Genomic DNA, 21,400 nt, shown 5'->3' on the forward strand with positions numbered 1-21,400 from the left:
AATCGCAGGATAATGCCGGCTATTTTCTCCGCGCCATGCCGCCATGGCCGGAAACGCGTGATGACGGGGCCGACGGGCCCCGTCAGAGCCTGGCAACCCAGGAGTGTCCGGATTGATCGTTTTCCGTTATTTGTCCCGTGAAGTGCTGGTCACCATGAGCGCCGTCAGCGCCGTGCTGCTGGTGATCATCATGAGTGGCCGTTTCATCAAGTACCTGGCGCAAGCGGCGCAGGGGTTGCTCGACCCCGGTTCGCTGTTCCTGATCATGGCGTTCCGGATTCCCGGCTTCCTGCAGCTGATCCTGCCGCTTGGCCTGTTCCTCGGCATCCTGCTGGCCTACGGGCGACTCTATCTGGAAAGCGAGATGACTGTGCTCTCGGCGACCGGCATGAGTCAGAAGCGCCTGCTCGGCTATACCATGGCCCCGGCGCTGCTGGTGGCGATCCTGGTGGCCTGGCTGAGCCTGTTCCTGGCGCCCCAGGGCATCAACCAGTTCGCCCTGCTGTTGAACAAGCAGGATACCCTGACCGAGTTCGACACCCTGGTCCCGGGCCGTTTCCAGGCAATGCGCGACGGTACCCGGGTGACCTATACCGAGGAACTGTCGAAGGATCGCGGCGAACTGGCCGGCATCTTCATCTCGCAGAAGGACCTCAACAGCAGCAACCAGGAACGCGGCATCTCCATCCTGGTGGCGGAGAAGGGCACCCAGAACATCCAGGCGGATGGCAGCCGTTACCTGATCCTGCACAATGGCTACCGCTACGACGGTAATCCCGGGCAGGCCAACTACCGGGCGATCCAGTACGACACCTATGGCGTGATGCTGCCCAAGCCCGAGGCCAGCAGCGAGGTGAGCGAGCGCGACGCGGTGCCCACCGCCGACCTGTTCGGCAGCGACAACCCACGCTACCAGGCCGAATTGCAGTGGCGCCTGTCGACCCCGCTGCTGGTGTTCGTGGTGACCCTGTTGGCGGTGCCGCTGTCGCGGGTCAACCCACGCCAGGGGCGCTTCCTCAAGCTGCTGCCGGCGATCCTCCTTTATATGGGCTACCTGGCCCTGCTGATCGCTGTCCGTGGCCAGTTGGACAAAGGCAAGATCCCCATGGCCATCGGCCTGTGGTGGGTCCACGGACTATTCCTGGCGATCGGTCTTCTTCTGTTCTATTGGGAACCCTTGCGCCTGAAGCTGGCGTCCTCCCGTGCCGGTCGCGAGGTGGCGCATGGTTAAGCTCGATCGTTACATCGGTGTCACCGTCTTCGTCGCGATCCTCGCGGTGCTCGGGGTGATCCTCGGCCTGGCGCTGCTGTTCGCCTTCATCGACGAACTCAACGACATCAGCGCCAGCTACGGCATCGGCGATGCCCTGCGCTTCATCTTCCTCACCGCGCCACGGCGCGCCTACGACATGCTGCCGATGGCGGCGCTGATCGGCTGCCTGGTCGGCCTCGGCACCCTGGCCAGCAACAGCGAACTGACCATCATGCGCGCGGCCGGGGTATCCCTGTCGCGGATCGTCTGGGCGGTGATGAAACCGATGCTGGTGCTGATGCTGGCCGGCATCCTGGTTGGCGAGTACGTCGCGCCCTGGACCGAGAACATCGCCCAGAGCGGCCGCGCCCTGGCCCAGGGCGGCGGCGATTCGCAAAGTTCCAAGCGCGGTCTGTGGCATCGCCAGGGGCGCGAGTACATCCACATCAACGCGGTGCAGCCCAATGGCGTGCTGTACGGCGTGACCCGCTACCGCTTCGACGAGCAGCGTGGTCTGGAATCGGCCAGTTTCGCCAAGCGCGCGCGCTTCGAGACCGATCACTGGCAACTGGAAGAGGTCACCACCACCTTGCTGCATCCGAGGGAAAAGCGTTCCGAGGTGGTCAAGCTACCGACCGAACGCTGGGATGCCCAGCTCAGCCCGCAACTGCTGAACACTGTGGTGATGGAGCCCGAGGCGCTGTCTATCAGCGGTCTCTGGCAGTACATCCACTATCTCGCCGACCAGGGCCTGAACAACAACCGCTACTGGCTGGCGTTCTGGACCAAGGTCCTGCAACCGCTGGTGACCGCCGCGCTGGTGCTGATGGCGATTTCCTTCATCTTCGGTCCGTTGCGCTCGGTGACCCTGGGCCAGCGGATCTTCACCGGCGTGCTGGTGGGCTTCGTCTTCCGCATCGCCCAGGACCTGCTCGGTCCCTCCAGCCTGGTGTTCGACTTCCCGCCGCTGCTGGCGGTGGTGATCCCCGCCTCGATCTGCGCACTGGCGGGTGTCTGGCTGCTACGCCGGGCGGGCTGACAGGCCCGGCAGGCCGGGTATGAAAAAAGGCCACCCACGGGTGGCCTTTGTGCTTCCTTGTCGCGTCGGGCTGGAGCCTGGCCGCCGGCGCGACAAAGGCCAAAACAGCGCGTTCTGCGGACCTGTTTCGCTCACTTCTTGTGAGTGTTCTTCGGCAGCCTGACCACCTGGCTCTCCGAATAGCGGTCGTGCCAGGTACGCTTGTCCTTGTCCCAGAGCATCCAGAGGAAGCCGAGGCCGAGGCACAGCCAGGAGGCGATGGCGATCATGAAGCGCAGCAGCGCCTGGAGCAGGCTGATGGCGCTGCCGTCGCGGTTCTGCACGCGCAGTCCCCAGACCTGCATGCCCAGGGTCTGGCCGTTGTGGGTCCAGAATTTGGCGAAGAAGCCGAACAGGGCGAACACCAGCAGGGTCGAGAGCAGCGGGTCGCCGATCAGCGCGCCGCGGTCGGCCAGTTCGCGCAGATGCTCGCTGCCGTAGATCAGTCGAAGGATGCCTTGCTGGTAGACCAGGGTGACCACCATCATCAGCGCCACGCAGAGCAGGAAATCATAGAACATCGCCGCCAGGCGGCGGACCAGACCGGCAGGGGCATAGTCGCCCTGGGGAGAAAGCATGTGTTTCGGCATCGGCGTGTTCCGTGCGGGGCAAAGCCGGGGATTATACGTCCATCCGCAGCTTGCGCCGCCCACCCAGGCAACGCTTTTCCCCGGCTGTTCTAGTCTTTGCGCAGACCCCAATCATTACGAGTCTTTTCTATGCCGATTCCGGTGAAGCGAGCCAGGAGAAAGGCGCTCCGGCTGTCGTTGTCCGTGCTGGTCGGGGTGATGCCGATCGTCCTGGGGCTGCTCATCCTCTACTGGCAGGCCGAGCGAAGCCTCCAGGAGACGTCCGAGCAGGCAGCCGGGAATGCGGTGCGGCAGTTCGAACGGATGCTCGACAACGCTGCGCTGGCGGCGCGCAAGGTCATGCCGGTGGCGGGGCGCCCCTGTCCCGAGGCCGAACTGGCGCTGCGCGAGCAAGTGGCGATCATGCCGTTCGTACGCTCGGTCAATTTGACGCGCGACAATACGATCTATTGCACGTCGTTGTTCGGCGGCTTCGACGAGCCGGTGCGGATCGAGAACTATGTCGACGGACGCCTCTTGCTGATGCCCGGCAACCAGGTCACGCCGGACGCCGCGCTGCTGGTCCTGCGGGACTCCGACGGCAAGCGCGGGGTATTGGCGGCGATCGACGGGCGCTACTTGAGCTACGTGCTGGACCTCGTCGACCGACGTAGCCGACAGGTGCTGGTGGTCGGTCCCAATTGGCTGGATGCCGAGGGCCGCACCCACCGCGACGCGCCGCCCACCTATGAGGTCGCCGCCGTATCGCTCGCTTCGCAGCGTTATCCGTTGCGGGTGCTGTCGGGCTTCCCCGAGGGTGAGGAGTGGCGATCGATCCGCTCGCAGAACCCGGCGATGTTCGGCCTGCTACTGTTCTTCGGACTGCTGGCCGGCACTCTGTGCTACTGGCTATCCAGGCGGGTCGCCTCGCCCAGCAGCGAACTGCGCCGGGCCCTGGAGGCCAACGAGTTCATTCCCTACTACCAGCCGCTGAGTCCCGGCCAGGGCGGACGCTGGATAGGCGTCGAGGTGCTCATGCGCTGGCGTCATCCGCGCGAGGGACTGATCCGGCCCGACCTGTTCATACCTTTCGCCGAGCGCTCGGGACTGATCGTACCGATGACGCGCGCGCTGATGCGCCAGGTCGCGGAAGACCTGGGCGGGCATGCCGGGAAGCTGGAGCCAGGCTTCCACATCGGTTTCAACATCAGTGCCACCCATTGCCACGAACTGGCCTTGGTGGACGACTGTCGCGAGCTGTTGGCGGCGTTTCCGCCCGGGCACATCACCCTGGTCCTGGAACTGACCGAGCGCGAGCTGATCGAGTCGAGCGAAGTCACCGACCGTCTGTTCGACGAATTGCATGCCCTGGGAGTGAAGATCGCCATCGACGATTTCGGCACTGGACATTCCAGCCTGGCCTACCTGCGCAAGTTCCAGGTGGACTGCCTGAAGATCGACCAGAGCTTCGTCGCCCGCATCGGCATCGATACTCTTTCCGGGCATATTCTCGACAGCATCGTCGAGCTGTCCGCCAAGCTCGACCTGGATATCGTCGCCGAAGGCGTGGAGACCCCCGAGCAGCGTGACTACCTAGCCGCCCGCGGGGTGGATTACCTGCAGGGCTACCTGATCGGCCGGCCGATGCCGCTGGAGAGTCTGCTTTCCAGCCTGACTGTGCAGGAGGGGCAGGACGCTTCCGTCGTCGCACTTCCGGCAGATCGAGGCTAGCGGCTACCAGTCCCTCGGCGAGGGGCAGCCTCTCAGCTTCTTCGTTAAGGATGAGACAAAAGGCCCGCAGGTCGAGCAGGTGCAAGCCCTGCATCGCCTCTGGCACGACAAAATGCCTCGCATCCGCGGGGCTATTTTTTTGCTTCGGCTGTGGTAGATTTTTTTCGCCGAGCTGGGAAGACAGCAGTTCGGGTAAAGGCAGCGTCTTGACTCCAGCGCTGCCTTTTTTATTTGCAGGCCGGATCAGATCGCAGACAACAAAAAACCGGCGCGAAGGCCGGTTTCTCTGCTGTCCTGTGCTCCCCCTGGAAACGCTTGGGAAGTTAGGATGGTGCTCGGGAGGGACTTAAATTAGATGTAAATCTATTTTTTATTTTGCAATACCCCCATGTCGAAAGTTGCTCGATAGCCAGGCTGACTTTGCTGGAGTGGTTACGACTCCTACAGATTGAACCGCGCCTGCATACTTACAGAAACCATGTGTTTGATCTAGAGTCTTCGTTGGGTCAGATGCCGGTCAGGAATGCGAGCTACGCTCGGCAGTGCGCAGTTGGCTGAATCGCCCCGGATTCTCTAGACACATTGCAAGCTCATTGCATGACGCTTTTCAAACTCTAGCGGTGACAGCTGATTGTTGAAACCATGTCGGCGTTTTGAGTTGTAGAACATTTCGATGTAATCGAACACATCGCTACGAGCATCTTCCCGCGTGGTGTAAATTTTCCGCTTGATCCGTTCTCGTTTCAGAAGCTGGAAAAAGCTCTCGGCCACGGCGTTGTCATGACAGTTGCCTCGACGACTCATGCTGGCAACCAAATTGTTTGCCTTCAAAAAGCTGCGCCAATCGGAGCTGCTGTACTGGCTGCGCTGGTCGGAATAAACCATCACCTCTTGCTTCGGTTTACGCCTCCAAACCGCCATCAACAACGCATTAATAGCCAAATCAGTGGTCATCTGCGCCTTCATTGACCAGCCAACGACCTGACGAGAAAAAAGATCCAACACCACCGCCAAATACAACCAGCCTTCATACGTACGAATGTAGGTGATGTCGGTTACCCAAACCTTGTTGGGTTCCACTACATCGAATTGGCGCTTCAGCAAATTGGGCGAGGCGACCGCTGGCTTACCGCCGTACTTTCCAGGGCGGCGTCGATAACCTGTCTGAGAGCGCAGTCCTTCAAGACGCATCAGCCTTGCCACACGATGGCGCCCGCAAACTTCACCGACCTCGCGCAGATCGTCATGGATTTTGCGATAGCCATAAACGGTGCCGCTCTCCAGCCAAGAATGCTTGATCAAACCCAGCAGTCGCTGATCGTCTTTAGCGCGTGCCGATTGCGGCTCAGACAACCAGGCGTAATAACCGCTGGGATGGACCTTCAGCGTCAGGCAAAGCCGTCGAATGGAATAGTTGCCGGCTCGCTGCTTGATAAAGGCGTACCTCAACCGCACTCCTTGGCAAAGTACGCGGCGGCCTTTTTTAAGATATCTCGCTCTTCAGTGACGCGCTTTAGTTCGGCTCGCAGACGACGCAGTTCAGCGTGCTGATCATCGTCCTGCTGCCGTTCTTCTTGAGGTTTGCTGTAGCGCTTTATCCAGGCATAGAGGCTATGCGTCGACACGCCGAGACGGGCCGCTACATCAGCGACAGGCAGCTTCTTTTTGGTCACTTGATTGACTGCTTAGATTTTGAATTCTTCGGGGTAACGCGGGTTGCTCATGGCACCTCCTAATTGGCCTCAGTTTAAGGCAAAGAGGTGTCTACGAAACCCGGGGCGATTCAGAGAGCCCTCAAACGAAGGCTAAAACCCTATCCACTACTAATCCCAGTGCGCTAAGCAAAGAGTACGGAAGCCAAAAAAGGGGAGTTCAAGGATGGTTAAGTAAGTGCCGCTCGAATAGAGTCACTAAAACTCAGAAAGCAAAAAAGCTTATATAGCGAGTTCAAGTCAAAGGCGCAAAGAGAACCTCCCTTGCTCTAGCAAACGAAATGCTATTAATAGTCGATTCGATATATTAAAATGAAAATATCCCTGTGAAAATTAACGGCTTCCCCAGTCCTTGAAAAAAGCGAAAATCAAGGAAAGGTATAAAAATTCTCGACGGCCAAAAAGAAAAATGACACCCATACAAAAAGAGGCATATATGCAAAAGCCAGAGCCAGGTCAGGCAGAGCGAGCTCCATGCGAAACTCTTCAAGAGAAGCATGAAACCAAGGAAGAGCCAAGCATCTTCCAGTCCCTCGGCAGACCTCTAATTCTCAGCGAACCGTTGACCCTCGAGCAGTTGGATGCCAACAGAGCATATCTACTCGCTGATTCTCAGGGGCGTATTCTCGCTGCCAAAAATGGAAAGACAGAGTCCAGTGATTGGAATTGGGCGCAGATGGTGGATAAGGAGGAACATAGAAACTGGATATTCGGCGTTACTTTCAGTTCTCCTCCGACCCAAGAAAGCCCGTCGACAATTTTACTAGGCTGGCCATACAATCATGTCTGGCTTCATTCAAATGGTACCTTGCCCGCCAGTTGGCAGTGGGCATTCTGGGGCGGTGAAAAATACTCGAACTCCTCAACCCCAGACCTCAGGTTCTATCTAGCGAGCGATAATTCTCTTACAACGAGCGACGGAACAATGGCTCTATGCGAAGACGATGGAGACGTCTATATAGGGAGTAAAACAAGTTACACACCTATAAGATTCACGATCCATACTTTCTTCCTTGCCAACCCTGCCATCTTTGCACTAGGCCAGGCTACCTGGCCAGACATAAGCTTTTCGCAGGTGAACGTGCAGCTAGCGAATTATGAATGCGAGCTCGTGGATGAGAATAAAATAAATTCAATATATAAAAATTTCCGCTCATCGACATCTGTTTCGTATAAAAATGATATTTTTGAGTGTGATGACTTTAGCTTTGCCTTCAAAGCCTATGCATCATTGCAGGCATACAAAGACAGTCAGGCCTTGAAACTCCAGCGCGCCTATGCAGTCGGCATACTTTTCGGTGCATCCAAGACGGGAGGGGATGGTCATGCAGTCAACTTTTTCGTCAACTACTCTGGAGAGTTGAAGATTATAGAACCACAAAATGGAAAAATTTCGGATGCGGCTAGATGGGATTACACTCCGACGTTCATGATTATCTAGTCCGCAACATAGAGACCCTTTAAATCATCTAGCAGCTAGCGATAAATTACTTTCAACCTCCTGCCCAACATATAGAGTAATCGCTGCATTCCAAGCGTTCAAGCCATTTGAAGATGAGGAGTCAGATTAGGGAAAGCTTTCACAAGTTGCAGGTAAATTATTCACTCAAGCAGGTGGCTCTCGTCAAGAAACATAAAAAGACTCTCAGCACCTTGAGCATCAGCCTGCTACTTAGTGTAATTGTCTCCCAAGCACTGGCGTTGCCATTGTCAGAGAATAAAAAATCCGCCAAGGACAGTACTCAGTTCTGGCTGTGCGGTGCGGGTTACATAACCGATTACGCGGTTGACGAACCTTACGCCTCGAATACCATAACCACGAAAATTAAGCTGGATACTGAGGGGTTCGACCAGCCCACAGGGAACTCCTTCGACTCTTGGATAGATGGCACCGATGCAGGAAAAGTAATAACGATCGCTACGTATCCGGGAAACTGGCCCGAGGCTTGGCAAGCGCAGGCTCGACTACTTTCCACCATTCAGAACGCGATTGAAATGAGGAATCCCGTAAGGATCTACACAACAGGGGGCCCCGCGTGCTCCGGCCCTGGCGGTGATCAGGCGTTTTCCATTCGCGTCTGTTCCGACCAGGCGGTTTGCGGTGGTAAAGATGCCCCACCCCATTCAGGGAAAGAGTAACGGACCAGTCTTTGGGGCAATGTCCGGATACCTGGGTGCGAAGCGCTTCACGCCATGCGTACGAAGAGCAGCGATGGCGTGCGACGCTCCGAAATCACCGTTCGGACAGTGTGACCCTGCCGTTTCTCGTGTTATGGACAATGGATATCGGCATGACGTCGATGCTTCATTCCCATCGAGGCCTCCTCTTGCGAGCGCCTCACTTCACAGGCAGATCCTTGGCCCACAGGCGCACTGCCTTGATCCCTTCCATATGAAACGCTTGGATATCCGCTACAGCAACACCGACTAGCGGCCAGCAGCGGCCGAGGTCACTGGCGAACTGGTAATCATGAAGTGGGAGCTTGACGCCCTCGGCGGATTGTTCGACGGGATTTAACCTGTGTGTCGGACGGCTCTTTTTCTGGTTACGCCATGTTTACGCCGCCAGAAACGAAAAAGCCCGCAAAATCAAATATTTGCGGGCTTTTTTTGGTGCCTCGGGAGAGACTCGAACTCTCACTCTGTCGCCAGAAACGGATTTTGAATCCGCCGCGTCTACCGATTCCGCCACCGAGGCAATGGCGGCGCAGTATAGGGAGGCGCCTACCGTTGGTCAATCGGGTTCGTGGCGGGGAAAACACATTTCCGGTAAGCTACGCGGCCTTTCGAGAGTCTCCCCATGCGTGTCGCCGATTTTCATTTCGACTTGCCCGAGGCCCTGATCGCCCGTCATCCCCTGCCTGAACGCCGCGCAAGCCGCCTGTTGGCGCTGGATGGCCCGACGGGAACCCTCGCCCACAGACAATTCGCCGATCTCCTGGACTACCTGCGTCCGGGCGACCTGATGGTGTTCAACAATACCCGGGTGATCCCGGCGCGCCTGTTCGGCCAGAAGGAATCCGGCGGCAAGCTGGAAGTCCTGGTCGAGCGCGTGCTCGACCAGCACCGGGTGCTTGCCCACATACGCGCCAGCAAGGCGCCCAAGCCCGGCACGCGGATCCTCGTCGAAGGTGGTGGCAGCGCGGAGATGCTGCAACGCCACGACGCTCTGTTCGAACTCGCTTTCGCCGAGCCTGTGCTGCCTTTGCTGGAGCGGGTCGGGCACATGCCGTTGCCTCCCTATATCGACCGACCGGACGATGCGGCCGACCGCGAGCGCTACCAGACCGTCTACGCCCAGCGCGCCGGTGCGGTGGCGGCTCCGACCGCCGGCCTGCACTTCGACGAGGCGCTGCTCGAGGCGATCCGCGCGAAGGGGGTGGATACCGCCTTCGTTACCCTGCATGTCGGCGCCGGTACCTTCCAGCCGGTGCGTGTCGAGCGCATCGAGGACCATGTGATGCACCGCGAATGGCTGGAGGTCGGCCAGGACGTGGTGGACGCGGTTTCCGCCTGCCGGGCTCGCGGGGGCCGGGTAGTCGCCGTCGGCACCACCAGCGTGCGCTCGCTGGAAAGCGCGGCACGCGACGGTGAGCTGAAGCCCTTCAGCGGCGACACCGACATCTTCATCTACCCGGGCCGGCCGTTCCATGTGGTCGATGCCCTGGTCACCAACTTCCACCTGCCCGAATCCACCCTGCTGATGCTGGTCTCGGCCTTCGCCGGCTACCCGGAGACCATGGCCGCCTACGCCGCGGCGGTGGCGCAGGGCTATCGCTTCTTCAGTTACGGTGATGCCATGTTCATCACCCGCAATCCCGCGCCCCGCGGACCCGAGGACTGATCCATGAGCTTCATGAACTTCGAGCTGCTGGCGACCGACGGCAAGGCCCGTCGCGGCCGCCTGACCTTCCCCCGCGGCGTGGTCGAGACCCCGGCCTTCATGCCGGTGGGCACATACGGCACGGTGAAGGGCATGTTGCCGCGCGACATCGAGGACATCGGCGCGCAGATCATCCTCGGCAACACCTTCCATCTCTGGTTGCGCCCGGGCACCGAGGTGATCCAGCGCCACGGCGACCTGCACGACTTCATGCAGTGGAAAGGCCCGATCCTCACCGACTCCGGCGGTTTCCAGGTGTTCAGCCTGGGAGCCATGCGCAAGATCAAGGAGGAGGGCGTGACCTTCGCCTCGCCGGTGGACGGCGCCAAGGTCTTCATGGGGCCGGAGGAGTCCATGGCGGTGCAACGCGCCCTGGGCTCGGACATCGTGATGATCTTCGACGAGTGCACGCCGTACCCGGCCGACCATGACGTCGCCAAGCGCTCCATGGAGCTGTCGCTGCGCTGGGCCAAGCGCTCGAAGATCGCCCATGGCGATAGCCCGTCGGCGCTGTTCGGCATCGTCCAGGGCGGTATGCACGAGGACCTGCGCCTGCGCTCGCTGGATGGCTTGCAGGAGATCGGCTTCGACGGCCTAGCCATCGGTGGTTTGTCGGTGGGCGAGCCGAAGGAAGAGATGATCCGCGTGCTCGATTTCCTGCCGCCGCAGATGCCGGCCGACAAGCCGCGCTACCTGATGGGCGTGGGCAAGCCGGAAGACCTGGTGGAAGGCGTGCGCCGCGGCGTGGACATGTTCGACTGTGTGATGCCGACGCGCAATGCGCGCAACGGCCACCTGTTCGTCGACAGCGGGGTGATCAAGATCCGCAACTCGGTACACAAGCACGACGACTCCACGCTCGACCCGACCTGCGACTGTTACACCTGCAAACATTTTTCCCGCGCCTATCTGCACCACTTGGACAAGTGCGGGGAAATGCTCGGTAGCATGCTCAATACCATCCACAACTTGCGGCATTATCAGCGGGTTATGGCTGGTTTGCGCGAGGCAATCCAACAGGGTACATTGGCCGCCTTTGTCGATGCCTTCTATGCCAAGCGCGGCCTTCCCACGCCGCCGCTGGATGCCTGACTTTCCTTTATCCAACTCTATTGCTTTGTGACAGGAGTGCTACATGAGCTTTCTAATTCCCGCTGCCTACGCCGACGCAGCCGCTCCGGCAGCCGCTGGCCCGGCCGGCACCGGTTTCGAGTGGGTCTTCCTGGTCGGTTTCCTGGTCATCTTCTACCTGATGATCTGGCGTCCCCAGGCCAAGCGCGCCAAGGAACACAAGAGCCTGCTGGGCAACCTGCAGAAAGGTGACGAAGTCGTCACTTCCGGCGGTATCGCCGGCAAGGTGACCAAGGTCGCCGACGATTTCGTCGTCGTCGAGGTTTCCGACAACGTCGAGCTGAAGTTCCAGAAGGCCGCGATTGCCGCGACCCTGCCGAAAGGCACCCTGAAAGCGATCTGATTTTCACCTAAACACATGACGGGGCGCGCAAGGCGCCCCGCGTCATAACGGGCGGTGTCATGCTCAACAAGTATCCTCTGTGGAAATATCTGCTGATCCTGGCGGTCCTCGCCGTCGGGTTCATCTATTCCGCACCCAACCTCTACCCGGACGACCCGGCGGTGCAGATCAGCGGCGCCAGCACGGCGCTGCAGGTCACCCAGGCCGACGTCGACCGCGCTGCCAAGGCGCTGACCGACGCCGGTATCGCGGTGAAGGCCAACAGCCTGTCGAAGAAGGGCGGCCTGATCCGCCTGGTCAAGCAGGACGACCAGCTTCCCGCCAAGGAAGTGGTGCGCCGGACCCTGGGCGACGACTACGTGGTGGCGCTGAACCTGGCCCAGACCACTCCCGAGTGGCTGCGCAAGCTGGGCGGCAGCCCGATGAAGCTCGGCCTGGATCTGTCCGGCGGTGTGCACTTCCTGCTGGAAGTGGACATGGACAAGGCGGTCGATGCCCGCCTGAAGGTCTATGAAAGCGAAGTGAAGAGCCTGCTGCGCAAGGAGCGCGTGCGCTACCGCAGCCTGCCGATCCAGGATCGCGCGATCCAGCTCGGCTTCACCGACAGCGAATCCCTGGACAAGGCGCGCAGCCTGATCGCCAAGGACTTCCGCGATTTCGAGGTCGTGCCCGAAGAGCGCAACGGCCTGCAGGTCCTGCGCGTCGCCCTGACCCAGGCCAAACTGGCGGAAATCCGCGAATACTCCATCAAGCAGAACCTCACCACCGTCCGCAATCGGGTCAACGAGCTGGGCGTATCCGAGCCGCTGGTGCAGCGCCAGGGCGCCAATCGTATCGTGGTCGAGCTGCCGGGCGTGCAGGACACCGCGGAAGCCAAGCGGATCCTCGGCAAGACCGCCAACCTCGAATTCCGCCTGGCCGCCGAGCCGGACGCCCTGAAGTCCGCCACCGAGACCTTCGAGTTCCGCGAGCCGCGCCGTCCGCCGGTGCCGCTGGAGCGCGGGGTGATCATCACCGGCGACCAGGTCACCGACGCCAGCGCCAGTTTCGACGAGAACGGCCGCCCGCAGGTGAACATCCGCCTGGATGGCCACGGCGGCGAGCTGATGAACCGCGCCACCCGCAACAACGTCGGCCGCAGCATGGCGGTGGTGTTCATCGAGCAGAAGCCGGTGACCCGCTACACCAAGCAGATGGTCGATGGCGTCGAGAAGGAGGTCGCGGTTCCGGCGTTCAAGGAAGAGAAGCAGATCATCAGTCTGGCGACCATCCAGTCGCCGCTGGGCAACCAGTTCCGCATCACCGGCCTCGATGGCCCGGGCGAGTCCTCCGAACTGGCCCTGCTGCTGCGTGCCGGCGGCCTGGCTGCACCGATGTACTTCGCCGAAGAACGCACCATCGGCCCGAGCCTGGGGGCGGACAACATCGCCAAGGGTGTCGATGCGTCGCTCTGGGGCATGCTCTTCGTATCGCTGTTCATCATCGTCATCTACCGTTTCTTCGGCGTGATCGCCACCGTTGCGCTGGCCTTCAACATGGTCATGCTGGTAGCGCTGATGTCGATCCTCGGCGCGACCCTGACCCTGCCGGGCATCGCCGGTATCGTGCTGACCATGGGCATGGCGGTGGACGCCAACGTGCTGATCTTCTCGCGGATACGCGAGGAGCTGGCCAATGGCATGTCGGTCCAGCGGGCGATCCACGAAGGCTTCAACCGTGCCTTCACCGCGATCCTCGACGCCAACCTGACCTCGCTGCTGGTCGGCGGCATCCTCTACGCCATGGGCACCGGCCCGGTGAAAGGATTTGCCGTGACCATGTCGCTCGGCATCATCACCTCGATGTTCACGGCCATCATGGTCACCCGCGCAATGGTCAACCTGATCTTCGGCGGGCGTGACTTCAAGAAGCTGTGGATCTAAGGGGACTGAGATGAATATCAAGATCGGTACCATCAACTTCATGGGCATCCGCAACATCGCGTTTGCCGTCACCCTGATCCTGACCGTCATCGCCCTGGGCAGCTGGTTCACCAAGGGCATCAACTTCGGCCTCGACTTCACCGGCGGTACGCTGATCGAGCTGACCTACGAACAACCGGCCGATCTCGGCAAGGTGCGTGGTCAACTGGTCGGCGCCGGCTACGAGGACGCCGTGGTGCAGAGCTTCGGCGACGCCCGCGACGTGCTGGTGCGGATGCCCAGCGAGGACCCGGAACTGGGCAAGAAGGTCGCTACCGCCTTGCAGCAGGCCGATACCGGCAACCCGGCGAACCTGAAGCGGGTCGAGTACGTCGGCCCGCAGGTGGGTGAAGAACTGCGCGACCAGGGCGGCCTCGGCATGCTCCTGGCGCTGGGCGGCATCCTGCTGTACGTCGGCTTCCGCTTCCAGTGGAAGTTCGCCCTCGGTGCGATCCTCTCGCTGGTGCACGATGCGATCATCGTGATGGGCGTGCTGTCGTTCTTCCAGGTGACCTTCGACCTGACCGTCCTCGCCGCTGTGCTGGCGGTGGTCGGTTACTCGCTGAACGACACCATCGTGATCTTCGACCGGGTGCGCGAGAACTTCCGCGTGCTGCGCAAGGCCAGTCTGATCGAGAACCTGAACATCTCCACCAGCCAGACCCTGTTGCGCACCATCGCCACCTCGGTCTCCACGCTGCTGGCCATCGCCGCGCTGCTGTTCTTCGGCGGCGACAACCTGTTCGGTTTCTCCATCGCCCTGTTCGTCGGTGTAATGGCGGGTACCTACTCGTCGATCTACATCGCCAACGTGGTCTTGATCTGGCTGAACCTGACCAGCGAGGACCTGATCCCGCCGCAGGCCAAGGACACCGTCGACGATCGCCCCTGAGGCGCTCTGGTTCGGCACTCCGGCGCCTGCCGGTCACTCGAGGACTCCCGCTTTTGGCGGGAGTTTTCGTATCTGCGCCAACGAAACGTTTGTCGGGAGCCTGGAACTTGGTGGTTTTTGCCCAGTCCTAGGCAAGGCAAAGGGCGAACATAGCCCGCATTGGATGAAAGCCAGGAGGTACATGTGAACAAGTCGATGCTCGTCGGGGCCGTTCTGGGTGCCGTAGGCGTGACCGCAGGTGGCGCGGTAGCCACCTATAGCCTGGTGGATCGCGGTCCCGACTACGCCGAGGTCGTCGCTGTCCAGCCGGTCAAGGAAACCATCAAGACGCCGCGCCAGGTCTGCAAGGACGTGGCCGTGACCCGCCAGCGTCCGGTCAAGGACCAGCACCAGATCGCCGGTACCGCCATCGGTGCGGTGGTCGGCGGCTTGCTGGGCAACCAGATCGGCGGCGGTACCGGCAAGAAGATCGCCACCGTGGCCGGCGCCGTCGGCGGCGGCTACGCCGGCAACAAGGTGCAGGAAGGCATGCAGGAGCGTGACACCTACACCACAACCGAAACCCGCTGCAGCACCGTGCATGACAGCAGCGAGAAGGTCGTCGGCTATGACGTGAAGTACATGCTCGACGGCAAGGCCGGGCAGATCCGCATGGAGCGCGATCCGGGCAGCCAGATCCCGGTCGACAAGAATGGCCGGCTGATCCTCAGCCAGGGTGAAACGCTGCGCTGAGCCTGACTGTCGCAATGATGCACAAGGGCGCCCGCGGGCGCCCTTGTGCATTTTTATGGAGATGAAAAACCCGGCGCCAGGCCGGGTTCTTCGTCAGCGGCGGATCAGCGCTTCAGCGACGGCGGCAGGTGCGGCTGGATGGTGGTCAGCAGTGCCTTGAAGCATTTGGTGTTGCCGGCGACGATGTGACCCTTCTCGAGGAATTCGTGGCTGCCGGTGAAGTCGCTCACCAGGCCGCCGGCTTCCTGTACCAGCAGGGCGCCTGCCGCCATGTCCCATTCGGACAGGCCGAATTCCCAGAAGGCGTCGTAGCGTCCGGCGGCGACGTAGGCCAGGTCCAGACTGGCGGCGCCGGCGCGGCGGATGCCGGCGGTCTGGCCGACCAGGCTGCGGAACATGTTCAGGTAGTTGTCGAGATTGTCGATCTGGTTGTCGCGGAACGGGAACCCGGTGCCGAGCAGGGCGCCTTCCAGGCTCTTGCGGCCGCTGACGCGCAGGCGGCGACCGTTGAGGGCGGCGCCGCGACCGCGGCTGGCGGTGAATTCTTCCTGGCGTACCGGGTCGAGGACCACGGCGTGCTCCAGGCGGCCCTTGTACTTGCAGGCGATGCTCACGGCGAAGTGCGGTACGCCATGGATGAAGTTGGTGGTGCCGTCCAGCGGATCGATCACCCAGAGGTAATCGGCGCCCTCGCCGCTGCCTTCGATGAAGCCGCCTTCCTCGCCCATGATCGCGTGAGTCGGATAGGCCTTGCGCAGCGCGGCGACGATGGTCTGCTCGGCGGCGCGATCGACTTCGGTCACGTAGTCCTTGGCATCCTTCTCGTTGACCGAGATGACATCCAGGCGTTCGATGGAGCGGAAAATCAGTTCACCGGCGCTGCGAGCGGCGCGCAGGGCGATATTCAGCATAGGCTGCATGGAGAGGTCACCTGGGTCGTTAAAGAAAGCCGGCCATTCTAGCAGAAACCGATGGCGTTTGAAGGGCGACCTGTCGGCCGCATGGTATAAAGCTGACCTCTGCTGTAGGATTTCACACCCTTCAGTAACTTGGCGTTGGAGAGCATCGGCGTTGCTCGACCGTATTCGTGTGGTGTTGGTCAACACCAGTCATCCCGGCAACATCGGCGGGGCGGCCCGTGCCATGAAGAACATGGGCCTGTCGCAACTGGTGCTGGTGCAGCCGGAAAGCTTTCCCCACGGCGACGCGGTGGCGCGGGCTTCCGGCGCCACCGACATCCTCGACGCCGCAAGGGTGGTGGACACCCTGGAAGAGGCCCTGAGCGGCTGCAGCGTGGTGCTCGGCACCAGCGCCCGCGACCGGCGGATTCCCTGGCCGCTGCTGGATCCGCGCGAGTGCGCGACGACCTGCCTGGAGCACCTGGAGGCGAATGGCGAGGTGGCCCTGGTATTCGGGCGCGAATATGCGGGTTTGACCAACGAAGAATTGCAGCGCTGCCAGTTCCATGTGCATATCCCCTCCGATCCCGAGTTCGGCTCGCTGAACCTGGCGGCCGCGGTCCAGGTGCTCACCTACGAGGTGCGCATGGCGTGGCTGGCGGCCCAGGGCAAGCCGACCAAGATGGAAAAGTTCGAGTCCACCTCGATGCTCAACACCGAGCTGGTGACGGCCGACGAGCTGGAACTCTATTACGCGCATCTGGAGAGGACGCTGATCGATATCGGCTTCCTCGATCCGGAGAAGCCGCGCCACCTGATGTCGCGGTTGCGGCGCCTGTATGGGCGCAGCGCGATCAGCAAGCTGGAAATGAATATCCTGCGCGGGATCCTGACCGAAACCCAGAAGGTGGCCCGAGGCCTGTCCTACAAGCGGAGTGACGACTGATGTTCGAACGTGTGCGTGAAGATATCCAAAGCGTATTCCACCGTGATCCGGCGGCTCGCAACGCACTCGAGGTCCTCACCTGTTATCCGGGCCTGCACGCCGTCTGGCTGCATCGGCTGGCCCACGGCTTGTGGACGTCCGGCTGGAAGTGGCTGGCGCGCCTGGTGTCCAATTTCGGCCGCTGGATGACCGGCATCGAGATCCACCCGGGGGCCAGGATCGGCCGGCGCTTCTTCATCGACCACGGCATGGGCATCGTCATCGGCGAAACCGCCGAGATCGGCGACGACGTCACCCTCTACCAGGGCGTCACCCTGGGCGGTACCACCTGGAACAAGGGCAAGCGCCACCCCACCCTCGGCAACAACGTGGTGGTCGGTGCCGGTGCCAAGGTGCTCGGCCCGTTCACCGTCGGCGAGGGCGCCAAGGTCGGCTCCAATGCCGTGGTGACCAAGGAAGTCCCGCCGGGTGCCACCGTGGTCGGCATTCCCGGGCGGATCATCATGCGCGAGGATACCGAGCAGCAGGCCAAGCGCCAGGCGATGGCGGAGAAACTCGGCTTCGATGCCTACGGAGTCAGCCAGGACATGCCGGACCCGGTGGCGCGTGCCATTGGTCAGTTGCTCGATCACCTGCAGGCCGTCGACGGCCGGCTCGAGGGCATGTGCCAGGCGCTCACCGCCCTGGGGAGCGACTACTGCGCGAAGGATCTGCCGGTATTGCGCGAGGAGGATTTCGCCGGGGTCAAGGACGAGGATGGCAATCCGGCCGCGTAATGCGCGGCCGGCGGCTTTCTGCTAGCATATAGCGCCCTGAATTTGCCTAATCCTGAGTAATTTGATCGGTCTTATAGTTGACCTAATTACTCGGATAAGAGCATAATCCGCGTCAACCCCGAATGATCCCGATGGGAAAAGCCCATGCGTCTGACCACCAAAGGCCGCTACGCCGTAACCGCCATGCTCGACCTGGCGCTGCATGCTCAGCAAGGTCCGGTCTCGCTGGCCGATATCTCCGAACGCCAAGGCATTTCCCTGTCCTATCTCGAACAGCTGTTCGCCAAGTTGCGCCGTGGCAACCTGGTGACCAGCGTGCGCGGCCCGGGCGGCGGCTACCAGCTGTCCCGCCATATGTCGGGCATCCATGTGGCGCAGGTGATCGACGCGGTCAACGAATCCGTCGACGCGACCCGCTGCCAGGGGCAGGGCGATTGCCACTCCGGCGATACCTGTCTGACCCACCACCTGTGGTGCGACCTCAGTTTGCAGATCCATGAGTTCCTCAGCGGCATCAGCCTGGCCGATCTGGTCAGCCGCCAGGAGGTCCAGGAGGTCGCGCTGCGCCAGGACGAACGCCGTTGCTCAGGCAAGACGCCTCGTCTCGACAAGATTGAAGCGTCCGCCATCGACTGAGCAGGGCGCCAGCCTGTAGGAGTTACCTGATGAAATTGCCGATCTACCTCGATTACTCCGCGACCACTCCCGTCGATCCCCGCGTCGCCCAGAAGATGAGCGAATGCCTGCTGATGGACGGCAACTTCGGCAACCCGGCTTCGCGTTCCCACGTGTTCGGCTGGAAAGCCGAGGAAGCCGTGGAGAACGCCCGTCGCCAGGTGGCCGAACTGGTCAACGCCGATCCCCGCGAGATCGTCTGGACCTCCGGCGCCACCGAGTCCGACAACCTGGCGATCAAGGGCGTCGCGCACTTCTACTCGGGCAAGGGCAAGCACATCATCACCTCGAAGATCGAGCACAAGGCGGTCCTCGACACCTGCCGCCAGCTGGAGCGCGAAGGTTTCGAAGTGACCTACCTGGAGCCGGGCGAAGATGGCCTGATCACTCCGGCTCTGGTCGAGGCGGCGCTGCGTGACGACACCATCCTGGTCTCGGTCATGCACGTGAACAACGAGATCGGCACCGTCAACGACATCGCCGCCATCGGCGAGCTGACCCGCTCCCGCGGCGTGCTGTTCCACGTCGACGCCGCACAGTCGACCGGCAAGGTCGAGATCGACCTGGACAAGCTCAAGGTCGACCTGATGTCCTTCTCCGCGCACAAGACCTACGGCCCGAAAGGCATTGGCGCGCTCTACGTCCGGCGCAAGCCGCGCGTCCGCATCGAGGGCCAGATGCACGGCGGCGGCCATGAGCGCGGCATGCGTTCCGGCACCCTGGCCACCCACCAGATCGTCGGCATGGGCGAGGCGTTCCGCATCGCCAAGGAAGAAATGGCCCAGGAGAACGCCCGCGTGCTGGCGCTCCGCGACCGCTTCTTCGCGCAGATCGACGGCCTGGAAGAGCTCTACATCAACGGCAGCATGACCTCCCGCGTCCCGCACAACCTCAACGTCAGCTTCAACTACGTCGAGGGCGAGTCGCTGATCATGGCACTCAAGGACCTCGCGGTCTCCTCCGGTTCGGCCTGTACCTCGGCGTCCCTGGAGCCGTCCTACGTATTGCGCGCCCTGGGCCGCAACGACGAACTGGCGCATAGCTCCATCCGCTTCACCTTCGGTCGCTTCACCACCGAGGAAGAGATCGACTATGCCGCGAAGAAGGTGGTCGAGGCCGTTTCCAAGCTGCGCGAACTGTCGCCGCTGTGGGATATGTACAAAGAGGGCGTCGACCTGTCCCAGGTCGAATGGCAGGCGCACTGAGCGCCTCGTGCCCCGGAAAAACGTGAGGATTAGCCATGGCATATAGCGAAAAGGTCATCGACCACTACGAAAACCCGCGCAACGTCGGCAAGCTCGACGCTGCCGATCCCAACGTCGGCACCGGCATGGTCGGCGCGCCGGCCTGCGGCGACGTGATGCGCCTGCAGATCAAGGTCAACGAGCAGGGCGTGATCGAAGACGCCAAGTTCAAGACCTACGGTTGCGGTTCCGCGATCGCCTCCAGCTCCCTCGCCACCGAGTGGATGAAGGGCAAGACCCTGGACGAGGCGGAAACCATCAAGAACACCACCATCGCCGAAGAGCTGGCCCTGCCGCCGGTGAAGATCCACTGCTCCGTTCTCGCCGAAGACGCCATCAAGGCCGCCGTTCGCGACTACAAGCAGAAGAAGGGTTTGCTCTAAGCCGCTCGTGACGAGTAAGGAGTTGCAATGGCCATCAGCATGACCGAAGCCGCCGCCAAACACGTGCAGCGCTCCCTCGAGGGGCGCGGCAAGGGCGAGGGTATCCGTCTTGGCGTGCGCACCACTGGCTGTTCCGGGCTTGCCTATGTCCTCGAATTCGTCGATGAACTGGCGGCCGAGGACCTGGTCTTCGAGAGCCATGGCGTGAAGGTCATCATCGACCCGAAAAGCCTGGTCTATCTCGATGGCACCGAGCTGGACTTCACTCGCGAAGGGCTCAACGAAGGCTTCAAGTTCAACAATCCCAACGTTCGTGGCGAATGCGGCTGCGGCGAAAGCTTCAACGTCTGAGGCCGGCGTGGGTAAACCCTGTCATTTCGCCCAGTTCGACCTGCAACCGGCTTTCCTGGTCGATCTCGACGAGCTCGGCCAGCGCTATCGCGAGTTGGTGCGCAGCGTCCATCCCGACCGTTTCGCCGACGCTCCCGAGCGCGAGCAGCGTCTCGCCCTGGAGCGCGCGGCGCAACTGAACGAGGCCTACCAGACCCTGAAGAGCGCTCCGCGCCGGGCCCTGTACCTGTTGACCCTGAGTGGTCACGAGTTGCCCTTGGAGGCTACGGTGCAGGATCCGGAGTTTCTCCTGCAGCAGATGCAGCTGCGCGAGGAACTGGAGGAGTTGCAGGACAGCGCCGACCTGACCGGCGTGGCGACCTTCAAGCGTCGGCTCAAGGCCGCCCAGGCCGAGCTGGAGCGCGAGTTCGCCGCGTGCTGGGACGATGCGCAGCGCCGCGAAGAGGCCGAACGCCTGGTCCGTCGCATGCAGTTCCTCGACAAGCTCGCGCAGGAAGTGCGCCAGCTGGAAGAGCGACTCGACGATTAATCCCTGCGGCCCCCGGGTCGCACCCCATAGTTAAGACAGAGCATGGCCCTACTGCAGATCGCCGAGCCCGGTCAGAGTCCCAAGCCCCATGAGCGTCGCCTGGCGGTTGGGATCGACCTGGGTACCACTAATTCGCTGGTCGCCGCGGTGCGTAGCGGCGTCGCCGAGCCCTTGCCGGATGCGCAGGGGCGCCTGATCCTGCCTTCCGCGGTGCGTTATCACGCCGAGCGGGCGGAAGTGGGTGAGAGCGCCCGCGCGGCCGCCGCGAAGGATCCCTTCAATACCATCATTTCGGTCAAGCGCCTGATGGGGC

Annotated in this window: 22 protein-coding genes and 1 tRNA gene; 19 read left to right on the top strand and 4 right to left on the bottom strand. The window is 61.5% G+C overall.

What is annotated here, in order from left to right:
* Window positions 1-112: 112 nt before the first annotated feature.
* Together lptF and lptG are read left to right on the top strand one after the other, a co-directional pair.
* Complete coding sequence (lptF, locus tag FFS27_RS04165) at window positions 113-1,231, top strand: LPS export ABC transporter permease LptF (protein ID WP_003092864.1); 1,119 nt, start codon at window positions 113-115, stop codon at window positions 1,229-1,231.
* A complete protein-coding gene (gene lptG / locus FFS27_RS04170) occupies window positions 1,224-2,291 on the top strand; it encodes an LPS export ABC transporter permease LptG (protein WP_003092863.1) in 1,068 nt (355 codons plus the stop codon). The genes lptF and lptG overlap by 8 nt, the downstream gene beginning before the upstream one ends.
* A 131-nt stretch (window positions 2,292-2,422) precedes the next feature.
* Here the strand turns inward: lptG and FFS27_RS04175 are convergent, their stop codons facing one another.
* The gene (locus tag FFS27_RS04175; RefSeq protein ID WP_003092862.1) at window positions 2,423-2,920 is read right to left on the bottom strand and encodes an RDD family protein; all 498 of its coding nucleotides are present in this window, start codon (window positions 2,918-2,920) and stop codon (window positions 2,423-2,425) included.
* 129 nt (window positions 2,921-3,049) lie between these two features.
* Here FFS27_RS04175 and FFS27_RS04180 point away from each other — a divergent pair, with 129 nt between their 5' ends.
* Window positions 3,050-4,630, top strand: a complete 1,581-nt coding sequence (locus FFS27_RS04180) for an EAL domain-containing protein (RefSeq protein WP_003162594.1) — start codon at window positions 3,050-3,052, stop codon at window positions 4,628-4,630.
* 573 nt (window positions 4,631-5,203) lie between these two features.
* On the opposite strand, the gene FFS27_RS04190 is transcribed toward FFS27_RS04180, so the two are convergent.
* Window positions 5,204-6,303, bottom strand: a protein-coding gene (locus FFS27_RS04190; RefSeq protein WP_223819084.1) for an IS3 family transposase whose coding sequence is annotated in 2 segments (ribosomal slippage) — window positions 5,204-6,120 and window positions 6,120-6,303 — 1,101 coding nt in all. Because the reading frame shifts where the segments join, the coding sequence is not laid out codon by codon here.
* Window positions 6,304-6,778: 475 nt separating this feature from the next.
* On the opposite strand from FFS27_RS04190, the gene FFS27_RS04195 reads away from it, so the two are divergent.
* Together FFS27_RS04195 and FFS27_RS04200 are read left to right on the top strand one after the other, a co-directional pair.
* A complete protein-coding gene (locus FFS27_RS04195) occupies window positions 6,779-7,783 on the top strand; it encodes a lectin MOA-related protein (protein WP_153575143.1) in 1,005 nt (334 codons plus the stop codon).
* 212 nt (window positions 7,784-7,995) lie between these two features.
* Entirely contained in the window at window positions 7,996-8,481 is a 486-nt protein-coding gene (locus FFS27_RS04200; protein WP_170323380.1) for a hypothetical protein, read from the top strand.
* Window positions 8,482-8,953: 472 nt separating this feature from the next.
* Here the strand turns inward: FFS27_RS04200 and FFS27_RS04210 are convergent.
* Window positions 8,954-9,040: transfer RNA gene (locus tag FFS27_RS04210), tRNA-Leu, on the bottom strand.
* Between the two features lie 102 nt (window positions 9,041-9,142).
* Here FFS27_RS04210 and queA point away from each other — a divergent pair.
* The 6 genes from queA (at window position 9,143) to FFS27_RS04240 (ending at window position 15,284) form a co-directional block, all read left to right on the top strand.
* Window positions 9,143-10,186 (top strand): tRNA preQ1(34) S-adenosylmethionine ribosyltransferase-isomerase QueA, encoded by a 1,044-nt coding sequence (queA, locus tag FFS27_RS04215; protein ID WP_003137849.1) that lies wholly within the window; start codon window positions 9,143-9,145, stop codon window positions 10,184-10,186.
* Between the two features lie 12 nt (window positions 10,187-10,198).
* Complete coding sequence (tgt, locus tag FFS27_RS04220; protein ID WP_003100607.1) at window positions 10,199-11,317, top strand: tRNA guanosine(34) transglycosylase Tgt; 1,119 nt, start codon at window positions 10,199-10,201, stop codon at window positions 11,315-11,317.
* A 43-nt stretch (window positions 11,318-11,360) separates the two neighbouring features.
* The gene (yajC, locus tag FFS27_RS04225) at window positions 11,361-11,699 is read left to right on the top strand and encodes a preprotein translocase subunit YajC (RefSeq protein ID WP_023100844.1); all 339 of its coding nucleotides are present in this window, start codon (window positions 11,361-11,363) and stop codon (window positions 11,697-11,699) included.
* A 59-nt stretch (window positions 11,700-11,758) separates the two neighbouring features.
* Window positions 11,759-13,621, top strand: coding sequence for a protein translocase subunit SecD (gene secD, locus FFS27_RS04230; RefSeq protein ID WP_003110921.1), 1,863 nt, complete (start codon window positions 11,759-11,761; stop codon window positions 13,619-13,621).
* A gap of 10 nt (window positions 13,622-13,631) precedes the next feature.
* Window positions 13,632-14,552 carry a protein translocase subunit SecF gene (gene secF / locus FFS27_RS04235; RefSeq protein ID WP_003092852.1) on the top strand — a complete coding sequence of 307 codons (921 nt, stop codon included), beginning with the start codon at window positions 13,632-13,634 and terminating at the stop codon, window positions 14,550-14,552.
* A gap of 183 nt (window positions 14,553-14,735) precedes the next feature.
* Window positions 14,736-15,284 (top strand): glycine zipper 2TM domain-containing protein, encoded by a 549-nt coding sequence (locus FFS27_RS04240; RefSeq protein ID WP_003092848.1) that lies wholly within the window; start codon window positions 14,736-14,738, stop codon window positions 15,282-15,284.
* 104 nt (window positions 15,285-15,388) lie between these two features.
* Here FFS27_RS04240 and suhB read toward each other — a convergent pair whose 3' ends face one another.
* Window positions 15,389-16,204: a type III secretion system regulator SuhB gene (gene suhB / locus FFS27_RS04245; protein WP_003092845.1), complete on the bottom strand. Its 816-nt coding sequence runs from the start codon at window positions 16,202-16,204 to the stop codon at window positions 15,389-15,391.
* Window positions 16,205-16,355: 151 nt separating this feature from the next.
* Between suhB and trmJ the strand changes: the two genes are divergently transcribed.
* The 8 genes from trmJ to FFS27_RS04285 all read left to right on the top strand — a co-directional run.
* Window positions 16,356-17,129, top strand: a complete 774-nt coding sequence (trmJ, locus tag FFS27_RS04250; protein ID WP_003092842.1) for a tRNA (cytosine(32)/uridine(32)-2'-O)-methyltransferase TrmJ — start codon at window positions 16,356-16,358, stop codon at window positions 17,127-17,129.
* Complete coding sequence (cysE, locus tag FFS27_RS04255; RefSeq protein ID WP_003092839.1) at window positions 17,129-17,905, top strand: serine O-acetyltransferase; 777 nt, start codon at window positions 17,129-17,131, stop codon at window positions 17,903-17,905. The genes trmJ and cysE overlap by 1 nt, the downstream gene beginning before the upstream one ends.
* Window positions 17,906-18,049: 144 nt before the next feature.
* Complete coding sequence (gene iscR / locus FFS27_RS04260; protein WP_003092836.1) at window positions 18,050-18,541, top strand: Fe-S cluster assembly transcriptional regulator IscR; 492 nt, start codon at window positions 18,050-18,052, stop codon at window positions 18,539-18,541.
* A 29-nt stretch (window positions 18,542-18,570) separates the two neighbouring features.
* Window positions 18,571-19,785 (top strand): IscS subfamily cysteine desulfurase, encoded by a 1,215-nt coding sequence (locus FFS27_RS04265; RefSeq protein WP_003092832.1) that lies wholly within the window; start codon window positions 18,571-18,573, stop codon window positions 19,783-19,785.
* A gap of 35 nt (window positions 19,786-19,820) precedes the next feature.
* The gene (iscU, locus tag FFS27_RS04270) at window positions 19,821-20,207 is read left to right on the top strand and encodes a Fe-S cluster assembly scaffold IscU (protein WP_003092829.1); all 387 of its coding nucleotides are present in this window, start codon (window positions 19,821-19,823) and stop codon (window positions 20,205-20,207) included.
* Window positions 20,208-20,234: 27 nt separating this feature from the next.
* Entirely contained in the window at window positions 20,235-20,558 is a 324-nt protein-coding gene (iscA, locus tag FFS27_RS04275) for an iron-sulfur cluster assembly protein IscA (protein WP_003100617.1), read from the top strand.
* A 7-nt stretch (window positions 20,559-20,565) separates the two neighbouring features.
* Window positions 20,566-21,087 (top strand): co-chaperone HscB, encoded by a 522-nt coding sequence (gene hscB / locus FFS27_RS04280; RefSeq protein WP_021265206.1) that lies wholly within the window; start codon window positions 20,566-20,568, stop codon window positions 21,085-21,087.
* A 42-nt stretch (window positions 21,088-21,129) separates the two neighbouring features.
* Window positions 21,130-21,400: Hsp70 family protein (locus FFS27_RS04285; RefSeq protein ID WP_171019181.1), on the top strand; the 271-nt coding region annotated here is incomplete at its 3' end.

Source organism: Pseudomonas sp. 2VD, from assembly GCF_005503585.1.
GTDB classification, from domain to species: Bacteria; Pseudomonadota; Gammaproteobacteria; order Pseudomonadales; family Pseudomonadaceae; genus Pseudomonas; species Pseudomonas aeruginosa.